13 protein-coding genes are annotated in these 13991 nt (G+C 73.9%); 1 reads left to right on the top strand and 12 read right to left on the bottom strand.

Annotation, left to right across the window (positions count from 1 at the left end; all coding sequences use genetic code 11):
* Window positions 1–3: 3 nt before the first annotated feature.
* The 4 genes from C1J01_RS37615 to C1J01_RS37600 are packed head-to-tail and all read right to left on the bottom strand — an operon-like array spanning window position 4 to window position 3311.
* Window positions 4–951: an asparaginase gene (locus C1J01_RS37615; protein WP_111183733.1), complete on the bottom strand. Its 948-nt coding sequence runs from the start codon at window positions 949–951 to the stop codon at window positions 4–6.
* Window positions 944–1759, bottom strand: a complete 816-nt coding sequence (locus tag C1J01_RS37610; RefSeq protein ID WP_111183732.1) for an amino acid ABC transporter permease — start codon at window positions 1757–1759, stop codon at window positions 944–946. The genes C1J01_RS37615 and C1J01_RS37610 overlap by 8 nt, the downstream gene beginning before the upstream one ends.
* Complete coding sequence (locus tag C1J01_RS37605) at window positions 1756–2400, bottom strand: amino acid ABC transporter permease (protein ID WP_111183731.1); 645 nt, start codon at window positions 2398–2400, stop codon at window positions 1756–1758. Before C1J01_RS37605 ends, C1J01_RS37610 begins: the two co-directional genes overlap by 4 nt.
* Window positions 2400–3311 carry a glutamate ABC transporter substrate-binding protein gene (locus C1J01_RS37600; RefSeq protein WP_111183730.1) on the bottom strand — a complete coding sequence of 304 codons (912 nt, stop codon included), beginning with the start codon at window positions 3309–3311 and terminating at the stop codon, window positions 2400–2402. The genes C1J01_RS37605 and C1J01_RS37600 overlap by 1 nt, the downstream gene beginning before the upstream one ends.
* A gap of 107 nt (window positions 3312–3418) precedes the next feature.
* Between C1J01_RS37600 and C1J01_RS37595 the strand changes: the two genes are divergently transcribed.
* Entirely contained in the window at window positions 3419–4558 is a 1140-nt protein-coding gene (locus tag C1J01_RS37595) for an ROK family transcriptional regulator (RefSeq protein ID WP_235854927.1), read from the top strand.
* A gap of 47 nt (window positions 4559–4605) precedes the next feature.
* On the opposite strand, the gene C1J01_RS37590 is transcribed toward C1J01_RS37595, so the two are convergent.
* From C1J01_RS37590 to C1J01_RS37555, 8 genes are all read right to left on the bottom strand, one after another.
* Window positions 4606–5268, bottom strand: a complete 663-nt coding sequence (locus C1J01_RS37590; protein ID WP_111183729.1) for a class I SAM-dependent methyltransferase — start codon at window positions 5266–5268, stop codon at window positions 4606–4608.
* Complete coding sequence (locus C1J01_RS37585; protein ID WP_181449189.1) at window positions 5265–6269, bottom strand: enolase C-terminal domain-like protein; 1005 nt, start codon at window positions 6267–6269, stop codon at window positions 5265–5267. Before C1J01_RS37585 ends, C1J01_RS37590 begins: the two co-directional genes overlap by 4 nt.
* 10 nt (window positions 6270–6279) lie before the next feature.
* Complete coding sequence (locus C1J01_RS37580) at window positions 6280–7656, bottom strand: MFS transporter (RefSeq protein ID WP_111183728.1); 1377 nt, start codon at window positions 7654–7656, stop codon at window positions 6280–6282.
* 85 nt (window positions 7657–7741) lie between these two features.
* On the bottom strand, window positions 7742–8902 hold the full coding sequence (locus C1J01_RS37575; protein ID WP_111183727.1) for a VWA domain-containing protein: 1161 nt from the start codon (window positions 8900–8902) through the stop codon (window positions 7742–7744).
* 43 nt (window positions 8903–8945) lie between these two features.
* A complete protein-coding gene (locus tag C1J01_RS37570) occupies window positions 8946–11186 on the bottom strand; it encodes a DUF5682 family protein (protein ID WP_146615864.1) in 2241 nt (746 codons plus the stop codon).
* Window positions 11183–12247, bottom strand: a complete 1065-nt coding sequence (locus C1J01_RS37565; protein WP_111183725.1) for an ATP-binding protein — start codon at window positions 12245–12247, stop codon at window positions 11183–11185. Before C1J01_RS37565 ends, C1J01_RS37570 begins: the two co-directional genes overlap by 4 nt.
* Window positions 12244–13596 carry a DUF5691 domain-containing protein gene (locus C1J01_RS37560; RefSeq protein ID WP_111183724.1) on the bottom strand — a complete coding sequence of 451 codons (1353 nt, stop codon included), beginning with the start codon at window positions 13594–13596 and terminating at the stop codon, window positions 12244–12246. The genes C1J01_RS37565 and C1J01_RS37560 overlap by 4 nt, the downstream gene beginning before the upstream one ends.
* Window positions 13593–13856: a hypothetical protein gene (locus C1J01_RS37555; protein WP_181449188.1), complete on the bottom strand. Its 264-nt coding sequence runs from the start codon at window positions 13854–13856 to the stop codon at window positions 13593–13595. The genes C1J01_RS37560 and C1J01_RS37555 overlap by 4 nt, the downstream gene beginning before the upstream one ends.
* Window positions 13857–13991: the final 135 nt, after the last annotated feature.

Here is a 13991-nt window from a genome sequence, read left to right as displayed (position 1 = left end):
GTGTCAGGGGAGGCGGGGGAGGATTTCGCCGACGGGGTGGCCGCCGCCGAGGACGTCCACCCGTTCGAACGCCGCCGCCGGCGTCACGTCGCAGCCCATCTGGCGGAGCACCGCCAGGGCGATGGCGGTCGTGGCGCGGGGGCTGCCGTCGATGACCTTGACCGCAACCGCGTGGCCCGACTCCAGCGCCGCCACCAGCACGCCTTCCGCGCCGCCCTTCACCACCGCGCCCGGCAGCGCCCGCATCAGCTCGGTGTTCTGGTGGCCGGTGCCGCCGACGTACTCGGGGTGGGCGCGCATCGCGTCGGCCACCCGCCGCGGCGCGCTGCCCGGCTCGGCCACCACCAGCGCCCGCACCGCCCGCGCCAGCCCGGTCAGCGTCAGCCCGAACAGCGGCGCCCCGCATCCGTCCACCGCCACGTGCGCGGCCTTCTCCCCCGCCAGCTCCTCGGTGACCGAACGCACCGAGCGCTGCAGGGGGTGGTCGGGCGACAGGTAACCGGGCACGTCCCAGCCGTTCGCGACGGCGGCGGCGATCATGGCGGCGTGCTTGCCGGAGCAGTTCATGCGTTCGCGGGACGGCTCGGCGCCCTGCCGGATCAGCGCGTACATGGTGGGCTGGTCCTCCGGCCACGACGGCGGGCAGGCCAGCGCGCCGGTGTCCAGCCCCGCGCCGGCCAGCAGCTCGCGCACCAGCGCGACGTGGAAGTCCTCGCCCGTGTGGCTGCCCGCCGCGATCGCCAGGCCGGGCCCCTCCAGCGCGGCGCCCGCGTTCAGGCAGGCCAGCGCCTGGAACGGCTTGCCCGACGAGCGTGGCAGCACCGGCGCGTCCACCCGCCCCACCGCCACCTCGGCCCGCCCGGACGGGCCCAGGCCGACGGCGCTGCCGTAATGGACGCTCTCCACGAACCCGGAACGGATCACTTCGGCGAGCACGGCCAGGTCAGGCACCTGCGGTCCTCCTTCTGAGGGTGACGGACTGGCGGGCCTCGAGCACACGGGCCAGCTTGGACAGCGACATGTTGACCACCAGGTAGATCAGCGCGACCACCAGGTACGTCTGGATGAGCAGACCGTTGTAGGCGGCCAGGACCTTGCCGCTGTAGAGCAGCTCGCCGTAGCTGACGACGAAACCGAGCGAGGTGTCCTTCAGCAGCCCCACCGACTGACTGACCAGCGACGGCAGCACCCGCCGGGCCGCCTGCGGCAGCACGACCAGCAACATCGCCCGGAACCGCGTCAGCCCGATCGCCAGGCCCGCCTCCATCTGGCCGCGTTCGATCGAGTTGATCCCGGCCCGGAAGATCTCGGCGTACGCGGCGGCGTTCGACACCGTCAGCGGCACCACCAGTTTCCAGAACAGCGGCAGGTCCAGCCCGTAGCGCGGCAGCGCGAACAGCACCACGTACACCAGCAGCAGCGCCGGGATCGTCCGGACCACCTCGACGTACGCGGCGGCCGGGCCGCGCACCCACGCCCGCGGCGACAGCCGCCCCAGCGCCAGCAGCAGGCCGAACGCCATCGCCAGCGCCGCCGACACCACGGCCGCCAGGAACGTCGACCACAGCCCGTCGAGCAGGTAGCGCCACATCGGCCACGTCGCGTACGGCTGCCAGCGCGCCGCGTCCAGCTGCCCGTTCGCGGCGAACTGCCGCACCGCCAGCACGGCGAGCGCGACCACCGCCAGCGTGCCGAGCACGGTCGCCACCCGGATGCGCCTGACCGCCTTCGGCCCCGGCTCGTCGAACAGCACGCTCACCGCAGGATCACCAGCCTGCGCTCCAGCCGGCCGGTGACGAACCCGGCCAGCGCGGCGATCAGGGCGTAGGCGGCGCCCGCGCCCACGAAGATCGGGATGGGCTGTGCCTCGACGAGGTTCACCCGGTTCGCGGCGGCCGTCAGGTCCACCACGCCGACGGCCGCCGCCAGCGCCGTGTTCATGGTGGTCGCGATGAAGATGTTGCCGAGCGGCTGCACGACCGTGCGCAGCGCCTGCGGCAGGATGACGTACCGCAGCGACTGGCCGAACGTCAGCCCGATCGCGCGGGCCGCCTCGCCCTGCCCCTTCGAGACGGCGTTCACGCCCGAGCGCAGCGCCTCGGCGACGTAGGCCGCCTCGTACACCGCGATGACGATGATCGCCGTCGTCAGGATGCCGGCTTGGAGGCCGATCTCCGGCAGGCCGAAGAAGGCCAGCACCAGCAGCACGAGCAGCGGCAGGTTCTGGAACGCCTCCACGTACGCCGTGCCGATCGCGCGCAGCACCCGTACCGGGCTCACGCGCAGGGCGCAGACCACGACGCCCAGCACCGCCGCGCCCGCGAAGGACGCGGCGGTGAGCTGGATCGTCACGATCAGCCCCTGCCACAGCTCGGGCAGGTGGTCGAGGAGCACCGACATCAGGACCCCGGCACGGAGCCGATCTGCGGCGGCGTGGGCGCCTCACCGGTCACCACGGTGCCGATGGAGCCCTTCCAGATGTCCTGCCAGACACCCGCCTGCTGGATCTTCACCAGCCAGTCGTTGACGAACTTCTTGAACTGGTCGTCGCCGTGCTTGAGCCCGATCCCGTACGGGTCCACGGTGAACGGCTTGGTGACGATCTCGATCGACGGGTCCTTCTGCGCGTTGGCGATGAGCAGCGTCTCATCCTGCACGTACGCGACGCCGCGGTCCTGCTTGAGCGCCTGCATGCACTCCGGGTCGCTGCCGAACGTGATGATCTCGGCATCCGGTGCGGCCTTCTCGATCGCGGGGATCGCCGGGGTGTTCGCGCCGGCCAGGACCTTCTTGCCGTTCAGGTCCTCGGGCTTGGTGATGCCCGTGGTGCCCTTCTTCACCGCGATCGTCAGACCGGAGGTGTAGTACGGCCCCGCGAACGACACCTGCTCGGCGCGTTCCTCGGTGATCGTGTACGTCTGGAAGACCACGTCCACGGTGCCGTTGGCCAGCAGCGCCTCCCGGGTCTCCGACGCCGAGTTGACGATCTTGACCTTGGGCTCGCCGAGGATGTACTTGGCCAGCGCCTTGCCCATCATCGCGTCGAACCCCTCGACCTCACCGGTCACCGGGTTCTGCTGCGACAGCAGGGGCGCGTCCAGCGAGCCGCCCACGATGAGCTCGCCGCGCTGCTTGATCTTCTCCATGGTGGAGCCCGGCAGGAGCTCGGCCGCCGCGGCGACCGGCGCCTTGGCCAGCACGTCGGCGCCGCCGCTGCTGGGGGCCGCTCCGGGGACGGCCGGACTGCTCGACTCGCCGCAGGCCGCCAGGGCTAACACGGAGGCGAGGGCGAGCGCGACAAACCTCTTCATGAACCGCTCACTTCCTTCGATTTCGAAGATAAACGGGACCGTAGTGGGATATTTCGGAGCAAGTCAATACGTTGTCGGCTTAAGTCCATGCGTGGTAGGTATCTCACATGAACCAGCGGCTGCCCGTGCAGGGGCCACAGGGCGACCTGCTGCGACTCGTCGCCACCGGCAAGGCCGAGTCCCGCGCCGAGCTGGCCCGGTTATCAGGGCTGGCCGCCTCCAGTGTCTCCCTGCGCGTCGAGGAGCTCATCGACGCCGGCCTGCTCGCCGAGGAGGGATCCGGCACCTCCCGCGGCGGCCGCCGCCCCCGGCGCCTGCGCCTGTCACCCGAGGCGGGCGTCCTGGCCGTCGCCGACCTCGGCGCCCACCACGTACGCCTCGGTCTGCTCGACCTCAGCGGCTCCCCCCTCGTCATCGAGGAACGCCCCTGCGAGATCTCCGACGGCCCCCGTGCCACCCTCGACCGCGTCGCCGACGCCTTCGACGCCCTGCTCGCCGAGCACGTGCCCGCCGGGACCCCGCTGCGCGGCGTCGGCACCGGCGTCCCCGGCCCGGTCGACCCGGCCACCCTCCGCGTCGTCACCCCCTCGCGCATGCCCGGCTGGAACGACTTCCCCGTCGCTGACCACCTCGCCGCCCGCTACGACCTGCCCGTCCTCGTCGAGAACGACGCCAACCTCATGGCCGCCGGCGAGGCACGCCACTGGCCCGGCAGCGAGAACCTCATGGTCGTCAAGGCCGGCACCGGCATCGGCTGCGGCGTCGTCGTCAACGGCAGTCTGCACCGCGGCCGGGGCGCGGCCGGCGACATCAGTCACGTCCGGGTGCGCTCCGACTCCTCGATCCTGTGCGCCTGCGGCCATCCTGACTGCCTGGAGGCGTACGCGAGCGGCGCCGCGCTCGCCGCCGTGCTGACCGAGGCCGGCGTCGAGGTGACCCGGCCGGCCGACATCGTCACGCTCGTCAACGACGCCGTCCCCGAGGCCACCAGCCTGGTGCGCAACGCCGGCCGCCGCATCGGCGAGGTGCTCACCGTGCTGGTCAACTTCTTCAACCCCGACGTGATCGCCGTCGGCGGCAGCCTGTCGGCGGCCGAACCGCTCATCACCTCGATCAGGGCCGCCGTCTGGGAACGCTGCCTGCCGCTGGCCACGCGCGACCTGGAGATCGCCCCAGCGCGAGCCGGCCGCGACGCCGCCCTCCTCGGCGCCGGGACGCTGCTCCTGGAGGCCGTCACGCGGCCGTAGCGAGCGCCTTTACAAAGTAGATCAGGACGTACGCAAGCAGCTGATGCTCAGCCCGCAGCGGGGCGGTGGAAGGTGGCCCGCCAGCGCAACCGGCCGCCGTCGTGGAGCTCTTCGATCACGCCGGGCTCCAGCCCGCCCGTCGCGAACCCGGCCACCTCCGACCGGGTCAGCGGCCATGGAGGCGGGTTCACCGGCTCGCCCGGCTCGCGCCCCGAGGCGATCACCAGCAGCGTCCCGCCGGGTCCGACGAAGTCCGCGATCGCGGCGACCGCCCGGGCGTGCAGCGGCTCCGGCAGCGCCTGCACGGTCATGATCTCGACGACCAGGTCGAACGCCTGCCGCCACTCCTGCGGCGGGTCCAGCAGGTCGGCGACCCGGTAGTCGACCGCGCTCTCCGGGAACCGCTCACGGGCCAGGCGCACGGCGGACCCGCTCACGTCGAACGCCACCGTGTCGTGGCCGAGCTCCGCGACGTACTCGGCGTCGTCGCCCAGCCCCGCGCCGACGACCAGGGCCCGCCCCGAGCCGGCCCGGCCGCGCCCCCACTCCGCCAGCAGGACGTGCGGCGCCCGCGAGTCCCACGGCACGATCGCCGCGCCCGCCGCCGACTCGGCGTAGAGGCGCTCGAACCACCCCGTCGGGTCACCGGCCGCCAGCGACTCCCCGGCCAGCCGTAGGGCGTCGGCGTCGGGATCCTGCCGCGAGGTCATGCGTGGAACGACTCCTTGGCCAGCCGGCGCAGCCGGGTCTCGTCGATCTCGTGCCCCAGCCCCGACTGCGTCAGCGGGACCGCGATGACGCCGGCGTTCGCGCCCACGATGGGGGTGACGATCTGGTTCTGTTTCGGCGGCTGCGTCACGTCGCACGGCAGCGTGCAGCCCGGCAGGCTGGCCACCGCGACCGTCGCCGCCCTGGCCAGGCCGGCGCCCTGGCCGCCCGCGCACTGGATGTCCCAGCCCGCCGCCGAGGCGCGGTCGTGCGCCCGCCGTACGTCCGACAACGACGCGAACGCGGCCGGGCGCAGCAGCAGCACGCGCGCCGCCCGCAGGGTCAGGTAGTCGTCCAGCTCGGCGGTGGAGCCGACCTCGACGGCGACCGAGGCGGTCACCTCGTCCTGCAGCGCGGCGTGGCTGAAGACGTCGGTCGCGGGGAAGGGCCGCTCGATGACCTCCAGGCCGTAGGAGTCGAGGGCGACGAGCTGGCCGAGGTCGGTGTAGGCGTTGCCGCAGTCGACCGCGAGCGTCAGCGCCGGGTACGCCGCCCGCACCGCCCGCACCGGCTCGACGTCCCAGCCGGGCCGGACGTCGAGCGTGACGTGCCCGTAGCCGGCGCAGATCTGCTGGTTGACCCGGGCGACGAGACTCTCCACGGACAGGTCGGGGGTGAGCCGGACGGTCGCCATGAGCGAGGTGCGGGTGCCGCCGATCGCCTCGGCGAGCGGCACGCCGCGCATCTTCGTCCACAGGTCCCAGCAGGCCATGTCGACCGCGGTGTCGCCGCTCGCCACGGTGTCGGGATGCTCCCAGTCGACTCCGATGAGCAGCGCCCCGAGCGTCTCCTCCAGCCGGGACCAGGTCTTGGGCGGTGGCGCGGTGGTCTCGCCCCACCCGGTCATGCCGCCGTGGTCGGTGAGCTTGACGAGCAGGCTCTCCGCCTTCCTGCCATGAGGCAGGGGCAACCGGAAAACCTCGAGCTCCCGCACGCGCGGCATGTACCCCCCTTTATGACGCGGTCCTCTCCATAGTGCCCGGTCCGGAGGAATGCACGAAACGCGGGGCCAGCACAGCGCCCGCCGCCGCCAGGGCCACGGCGACGGCGAGACCGGCCGCGTGGTTCTGCGCGGCGGCGGTGAACAGGGCGCCGCTGGCCGCGACCGCGACCACGGTGAACACCGACTCCCCCACGCCGACGGCCGCGCTGTTGCGGCCCTCCTCGCCCTCCTTCGACATGCGCAGCACCAGGACGGAGACCGTGGGGTGCAGCGTGCCGATGCCGAACCCGGCGACGGCCATGGCGGCGTACGCGACCGCCAGCGGGACGGCGTCGAAGATGACGAGCGTGACCAGCGCGACCCCCGCGGCGATCATGGCGGCGCCGCCGCGGATCGCGGCCATGTCGCCCATCGTGCCGCGGCCCTTGACCCAGGAGCCGAGCGACCAGCCGAGCGCCCCGACCGTGAGCACGACACCGGCGCCCGCCGCGCTGAGGCCGCGCGCGTCCTTGAGCATGAGGGGGATGAGCACCTCGGCCGCGGTGTACGAGCCGAAGGCCAGGCCGCGCAGCAGCGGCGCGGTCGGCAGGCCGCGGGCCGCCCGCAGCGCGCCGGCCGGCAGCAGCCGGGGCAGCGCCACCGCCAGCAGCACGACGCCCGCGACCAGCAGGGGCAGGCCGGCCAGGCCGAGGGCGCTGCCGTACTGGATGAGCGCGGCCGACACGGCGGTCAGCGCGGCCCAGACGAGCTTGCGGCCGAGACCGGGGGCGGGAGGCGCGATGCCGTCCGCCGGGGCGCGGCCGGCGGCGCCGCGCCAGAGCAGCAGGGCGGCGGGCACCACGACGGCGATGACGGCGAGGAAGATCCACCGCCAGCCGGCGTGCTCGGCCACGAACCCGGCGATCGCGGGCCCGACCATGGACGGCACCACCCAGGCCGCCGAGAACAGCGCGAACACCCGTGGATGCATCGCCGACGGGTAGACGCGGGCGACCAGCACGCTGAGCGCCACCTGGGTCAGCCCGGTCCCGAACCCCTGCACGAACCGGCCGATGACCAGCACCTCCATGGTGGGCGCGAGCCCGGCCATGAGCAGCCCCGCCACGAACGTGGCCACGCCCGCCGCGATGGGCCGCATCGGCCCCCGCACGTCGCTCCACCGCCCGCCCAGGACCGTCGCGATCACACTGGCCGCCAGTGAGGCGCTGAAGGCCAGGTTGTACAGGTACAGGCCGTCCAGCTCCTGGGCCACCACGGGCATGGCCGTGGTCACCGCCATCGCCTCGAACGCCTGCAACGTCACCAGGGCGATCAGCCCGATGCTGATCGCCCGGTAGCGGGGGGACACCACACTGACGGGCGCCTTGGCTTCAACAGTCGTCGTCATACCGGCACCGTAGGGCGATGCCGCAGGTCACACATCGGGCGCGGGCCCTAGGCACTTGGGCCTAGGGCCCGCGGGCCTCCACGCTCTAGCCCGGCTGGGTGTGGCGTTCGGCCCACTGGGCGATGTCGCGGCGCTCGATCGCGGCGGCCATCAGGTCGGGGAAGGCGTCGGGCGTGCACGCGAACGCGGGTACGCCCATCGCGGCCAGCGCGGCGGCGTTGTCGTGGTCGTAGAACGGCGCGCCCTCGTCGGACAGCGCCAGCAGCACGATCACCTGCACGCCGGCCTGCGTCATCGCGGCCACCCGGCGCAGCATCTCCTGCCGGACGCCGCCCTCGTACAGGTCGCTGATCAGGATGAAGATGGAGTGGGCCGGCCGGGTGATCAGGCCCTGGGAGTAGGCGATGGCCCGGTTGATGTCGGTGCCGCCGCCGAGCTGGGTGCCGAACAGCAGCTCCACCGGGTCGTGCAGGCGGTCGGTCAGGTCGACCACCGCCGTGTCGAACACCACCAGGGACGTCTTCAGCGACCGCATCGACGCCAGGACCGCGCCGAACACGCTGGAGTAGACCACCGAGGCCGCCATCGAGCCGCTCTGGTCGATGCAGAGCACCACCTCGCGCTGCACCGACCGCTGCCTGCGGGCGTAGCCGACGAGCCGCGAGGGCACGACGGTGTTGCGTTCGGGCAGGTAGTTCTTCAGGTTGGCGCGGATCGTGCGGTCCCAGTCGATGTCGGCCACCCGGCGAGGGCGGTGGGTCCTGGCCGAGCGGTCGAGCGCGCCGGTGACGGCCGCCCGCGTCCTCTGGGCGAGCCTGCGCTCGAGCTCCTCGACCACCTTGCGGACCAGCGCCCTGGCGGACTCGCGGGCCTGGTCGGGCATGACCTTGTTGAGCGCGAGGAGGGTGCCGACGAGGTGCACGTCTGGCTCGACGGCCTCGAGCATCTCGGGCTCCAGGAGGAGGCGGGTGAGGTTGAGCTTCTCGATCGCGTCCTTCTGCATGACCTGGACGACGGTCGACGGGAAATATCCGCGGATGTCGCCGAGCCATCGCGCCACACGGGGAGCCGACGTCCCGAGCCCGCCCTGCCGGCTGCCGCCCTCGCCGCCTCCGTCGTCGTACACGGCGGCCAGCGCCGCGTCCATCCCGGCGTCGGCGCCGTCCAGCCCGCACCCGATCCCGTCGGCCGCGCCGCCGCCCAGCACCAGCCGCCAGCGCCGCAATCGCTCGTCCATCGCGTTCATCGGCCGTCCCTCCCCGTCGTCACGCGCACATCCCGCTCGATGATCACGCCGTCCCCCTGCCGAGGATCGACAGGACGGTGGCTACGGCCGGGGCGGCGCGGTGCTCGTCCAGGTCGTGGGCCGGGCCGGCTTCGGCGTGGTGGGCGGCGCCGGGGCCCGTCGCGCGCAGGCGTTCGCCGATGGCCCGGCGCTCCGGCGCCGGGAAACCGCCGAACGTACGGCGCAGCAGCGGCAGCACGTCGGTGAACTGGTCGCCGGACAACCCCGTGAGCCAGTCGTCCACCAGGCCGAGCAGGCGCGGGTCGTGCACCAGCAGCAGCCCTCCCCCGGCCAGGAACCCCTCGACCCACGCCGCCGCCCGCGCGGGCGCCTGGCCCCTCGACATCGCGCGCGACATGCGGTCGCCGGCGTCGTCGAGCTCCCCCGAGTCGAGCAGGATGCGGGTGAGACGGCCTTCGATCAGCCCGTGCAGGTCCTGCCGGTCGCTGATGCCGCGCAACGTCCCCATCCACCGCTCCCGCGGCGACCCTCCCACGCCGGCCGCGCCCTCGGCCGGCCCCGGATGATCGGCGGCGGGGTGCGGTGGAGCAGGGGCGTCGTCGAGGAGGGCGACGGCGGAGTGGACGGCGTCGACGTGTTCGAGGAGGGACGCCGCCGCGTCGTCGTCCAGGCCCGTGACCGCGACCGGCAGCCCCACGCACACCCGCTCCAGCATCGAACGGACGATCGCCGCCAGCCCCGCCACCGAGGTGCCGCGCACGTCGCCGTAGCGGTGGGCGCGCACCATCGCGGGCAACGCCGCCATCAGCTGGGTGACGTCGGTGTCGAGCGCCGCCTTGGCCGACAACGCCGCGAGCACCTCGGGCAGCGCCTGCGGCAGGTCGGCAAGCAGGCACCGTTCTACCAGCGACGTCAGCCCGGCCAGCGTCGCCGAGCCGTCCCCGGCGAGGTCGGCGGCCCGCCGCGCCGCCGCGGCGGCCACCGTGGTGCCGAGCGCGGCGTGCTCGATGAGCGCGAGGTCGTGCTCGGGACGCCACTGCAACGTCCACGTCTCGCGGAAGGTGCCCTTGCCGCGCGCCTGCCCCGGCGTGCCCCATTCGACGCCGAGCAGCCGCAGCCGGTGGAGCAGGTGGCTGCGGTCGAGGTCGAGGGGCTTGCGCAGGTCGAGGTCGATCTCGCGGTCGAGCGCCTCGGGCTTGAGCTTCAGCCGCCGCTGCTGCTCGCGCAGGTCGCGCTGGAGCGGCACCATCGGGGTGCCGTCGCTGACGTGGCCGAGCCGGTCGCCGACGACCATGCGCCGCTGGATCAGCTCGACCGCCAGGTCGTCGCCCTCGCACAACACGGCCCTGGCCGCCTCGGTGACCTCGCCGAGCCCGGCCAGAGGCCGCCCGCGCAGGGCCGCCAGGCCGCCGGCCAGGCGTACGGACTCGATGACGTGCGCCGACGACACGGCGAGGCCCTCGTCGCGCAGCACCGCCGCGGCCCCGGCGAGCCACCGCTCGACGGGCCGGTCGGGCGCGTCGAACAGGTGGTGGTACCAGCCCGGTGAGGTGATGCCGGCGCCGTAGCCGCTCCAGGACGCCAGCCGCCCGTACGTCCACGGCACCCAGGTCAGCTCCGCCTTCACCTTGGGCAGGCCGCGCAGGACCGCGTTGTCGGCCGTGGCGGGCGGCAGCGGCCCGGCCAGCGCGGGCACGTGCCAGGCGCCGCAGATCACCGCGATCCGCCCGAAGCCCTGCTTGAGGGCCGCGCGCAGGGTCTTGCGCATGTACGCCTCGCGCGCGGCCTCCCGCCCCGACGGCCGGTGACCCTCGCGTACGGCGGCCATGGCCTCGGCGATCACCTCGAACGGCGTGTCGCCGCGGTGCTCGACGACGTCCTCCCACCAGCGTTCGGGATCGTCGTAGCCGGCGGCCTCGGCCAGGGCGCCGATGGGGTCGGCCGGCACGCCGCCGTCGTCGTGCTCGTCGCCGCCGGCCAGCGTGTGGGCGGCGGGCAGGTCGCAGAAGCGCACGGGAACGCCGGCGGACGTGGCGTACCGGATGGCCTGCCACTCGGGCGAGAACACCGCGAACGGCCAGAACGCGGCACGCGACGGCTCGCCCGGCACGTGGGCGAGCAGCGCGACGGGCGGCTCCAGACCGGGCGCGAGCTCCACCAGCACGTCGGCCTCGGGCGGCCCCTCGATGAGGATCGCGTCGGGGCGCAGGCGTTCGAGCTCGCGCCGCACGGCCCGCGCCGAGCCGGGCCCGTGATGGCGCACTCCCAGGACGGAGACGCTCATGAGACCTCGCGGCAGGCGCGGTAGAAGTCGCGCCAGTCGGAGCGCTCGCGGACCACGGTCTCGAGATATTCGCGCCACACCACCCGGTCGGACACCGGCTCCTGCACGACCGCGCCGACGATGCCGGCGGCCACGTCGGACGGCCGCAGCACGCCGTCGCCGAAGTGGGCGGCCAGCGCGATGCCGTTGGTGAGCACGGAGATGGCCTCGGCGGTGGACAGGGTGCCGCTGGGCGACTTGACCTTGGTGCGGCCGTCCTCGGTGACCCCGGCGCGCAGCTCCCGGAAGACCGTCACGACGCGGCGGATCTCCTCCAGCCCCGTCGTCGTCTCCGGCAGCTCCAGCGAGCGGCCGAGCTGGGTGACGCGGCGGGAGACGATGTCGACCTCCTCCTCGGCGGTGGCCGGGACGGGCAGCACGACGGTGTTGAAGCGGCGGCGCAGCGCGCTGGACAGCTCGTTGACGCCGCGGTCGCGGTCGTTGGCCGTGGCGATCACGTTGAAGCCGCGCTCGGCCTGGACCTCGCGGTTGAGCTCGGGGATGGGCAGCGTCTTCTCCGACAGCACCGTGATCAGCGCGTCCTGCACGTCGGACGGCATGCGGGTGAGCTCCTCGACGCGGGCGACGCGGCCCTCGGCCATGGCGCGCATCACCGGCGAGGGGGTCAGCGCCTCGATCGACGGGCCTTCGGCCAGCAGCCGGGCGTAGTTCCAGCCGTAGCGGACGGCCTCTTCCGCGGTGCCGGCGGTGCCCTGCACGAGCAGCGTCGAGTCGCCGCTGACGGCCGCCGCCAGGTGCTCGGACAACCACGTCTTCGCCGTGCCGGGCACGCCGAGCAGCAGCAGCGCGCGGTCGGTGGCCAGGGTGGCCACGGCGACCTCGACGATGCGCCGCGCGCCCACGTATTTCGGGGTGATCCGGTCACTGTCGCCCATGATGTACGTGGTCACCGCCCACGGCGACAACTTCCAGCCCGGCGGCCTCGGGCGGTCGTCGTCCTTCGCCAGGAGGGCCAGCTCCTCGGCGTACTGGTCTTCCGCGTGCGGGCGCAGAACGGTCATGCGGCAAGCTCCTTGTACATGTCGGCTCGGAAACGCAGGAGGGCGGCGACCTGCTGGATGGGTTCGACGGGCGAGTAGCTCGCCGCGAGCGGGAACAGCGCCGGGTCGATGTGCTCGCCGGCGAGCCTGACCAGCTCGCCGAGGTTCCACGGCTGCGTGGCGTTCACCTTGATGATCTTGTGCAGGACGGCCGTGGCGAGCTCCTCGCCCCAGGGGGACGACACCCCGCCGAGGACCATGATCAGCTGGCTGTCGGCGTCGCGGCCCTGGACGAATCGGGCGGCGAGCTCCTGCTGCTCGCCCGGCGGCAGCGCCTGGAGCAGGTCGGCGATCGGGTCGAAGCCGAACATGGCGCGCGCCCACCCGGGGTCGCGCTGCAGCACGGCGGCGCGCACCCACGCGGCCCGCACGTCGGCGTCCCAGTCGGGGATGCGCATCTCCAGCATGCGGCCGGGCGGCCCCCACGCCGACAGGGGGGCGCGGGCGATGATCTGCTGCAGCCACCAGGCTCGCTCGCCGGTGCCCCGGGGCGGTTTCGGGCGTACGCCGTCGCGTTCCATCGCCTTGTCGCAGGCCGCCGGCGCCTCGACGGCGATGACGTCGCCGGTGATCGTCACGCAGGCGGCGAGCCGTTCGGCCATGCGGCGGGACAGGCGCGAGCCGGGCAGGCGGGTGAGCAGGTTGGCGGCGGCCTGGCGCACCTCGCGGCGGCGGTCGTCGAGCGCCTGCTCCAGGAACGGCTCGTCGTCCATGCTCAGCCCGTCGGCCAGCAGGGCGGCGAACTCGGCGCGGTCGTCGGGCGTCTCGCGCTCCCACGTGCTCTCCAGCAGCCGCCTGGCCTCGCCGGGGTCGGCCGCCCTGAGGGCGCGCAGGTGGGCCAGGCGGTCGGCCGAGCCGCCGAGCTCCCACGTCTGGCCCGTGGGCTCGTCGAGGAGGTAGCCCCAGGCGGGGTTGAGCGCGGCCAGCCACCGGCCGCGCCGCCCGGCCAGCATGCCGAGGTGCTCGCGGATCGACCGGTCGCGCCGTCCGCGCTCCAGCAGGTCGGGCAGGGTGTACGGGGGCACCCGGCGGCCGGTCGCGGCGGCGGCCCGCAGCCATTCGGGTAGCAGGCGGTCGTGCTCGCCGCCGAGGATGCGCATCAGCCGCTCGGCCGCCCGCCGCCCGACGGCCTCCCGCTCCTCCGCGGGCGCGGGCTCCCCGCCGGTCTGCGCGCCGGTCCGCGCAGACCGGCGCGCGCCGGCCCGCCGGCGCACCGCCTCCACGGCGGCGGCCTCCAGCAGGTCTCCCCGGTACGGCCGCCGATCGGTGCCGACCAGCGCCGTCGAGGTGAGCTCCTCCCAGCCGGTCACAGGATCACCGCCGTTCCGTCGTCGTCCCAGGTGGTCAGGGGGCGCAGGCCCTGCGGGGTCCATTCGGCGGCCACGGTGAGGGGGTGGCCGCCGGAGACGGCGATCAGGCGCCAGGGGTCGCGGGCGCGGGGATGCAGCGGCAGGCCGCCGATGGAGACCCGGTCGGGCACCACGCCGGCCAGCACCAGCGGCCAGGACTCCGTCCACGGGTCATCGGCCAGCACCCGAGCGACCTCGTCCAGCGCCTCCCCGGACGACACCCCTGGCGGTTGCCCTGGTGGCACGGGCGGGGACGCGGACGGCGGCACGGACGGAGACCCGAACGGGGACCCAGACGAGGACCCGGACAAGGACCCGGACAAGGACCCGGACAAGGACCCGGACAAGGACCCGAG

The organism is Nonomuraea aridisoli, assembly GCF_003236395.1.
GTDB classification, from domain to species: Bacteria; Actinomycetota; Actinomycetes; order Streptosporangiales; family Streptosporangiaceae; genus Nonomuraea; species Nonomuraea aridisoli.
This window is presented reverse-complemented; position numbering and strand designations above follow the sequence as displayed.

Coding starts and splice junctions, on each gene's coding strand:
- C1J01_RS37605 (WP_111183731.1), bottom strand. CDS start 2,400: ATGTCGGTGCTCCTCGACCACCTGCCCGAGCTGTGGCAGGGGCTGATC.
- C1J01_RS37600 (WP_111183730.1), bottom strand. CDS start 3,311: ATGAAGAGGTTTGTCGCGCTCGCCCTCGCCTCCGTGTTAGCCCTGGCG.
- C1J01_RS37595 (WP_235854927.1), top strand. CDS start 3,419: ATGAACCAGCGGCTGCCCGTGCAGGGGCCACAGGGCGACCTGCTGCGA.
- C1J01_RS37590 (WP_111183729.1), bottom strand. CDS start 5,268: ATGACCTCGCGGCAGGATCCCGACGCCGACGCCCTACGGCTGGCCGGG.
- C1J01_RS37585 (WP_181449189.1), bottom strand. CDS start 6,269: ATGCCGCGCGTGCGGGAGCTCGAGGTTTTCCGGTTGCCCCTGCCTCAT.
- C1J01_RS37580 (WP_111183728.1), bottom strand. CDS start 7,656: ATGACGACGACTGTTGAAGCCAAGGCGCCCGTCAGTGTGGTGTCCCCC.
- C1J01_RS37575 (WP_111183727.1), bottom strand. CDS start 8,902: ATGAACGCGATGGACGAGCGATTGCGGCGCTGGCGGCTGGTGCTGGGC.
- C1J01_RS37570 (WP_146615864.1), bottom strand. CDS start 11,186: ATGAGCGTCTCCGTCCTGGGAGTGCGCCATCACGGGCCCGGCTCGGCG.
- C1J01_RS37565 (WP_111183725.1), bottom strand. CDS start 12,247: ATGACCGTTCTGCGCCCGCACGCGGAAGACCAGTACGCCGAGGAGCTG.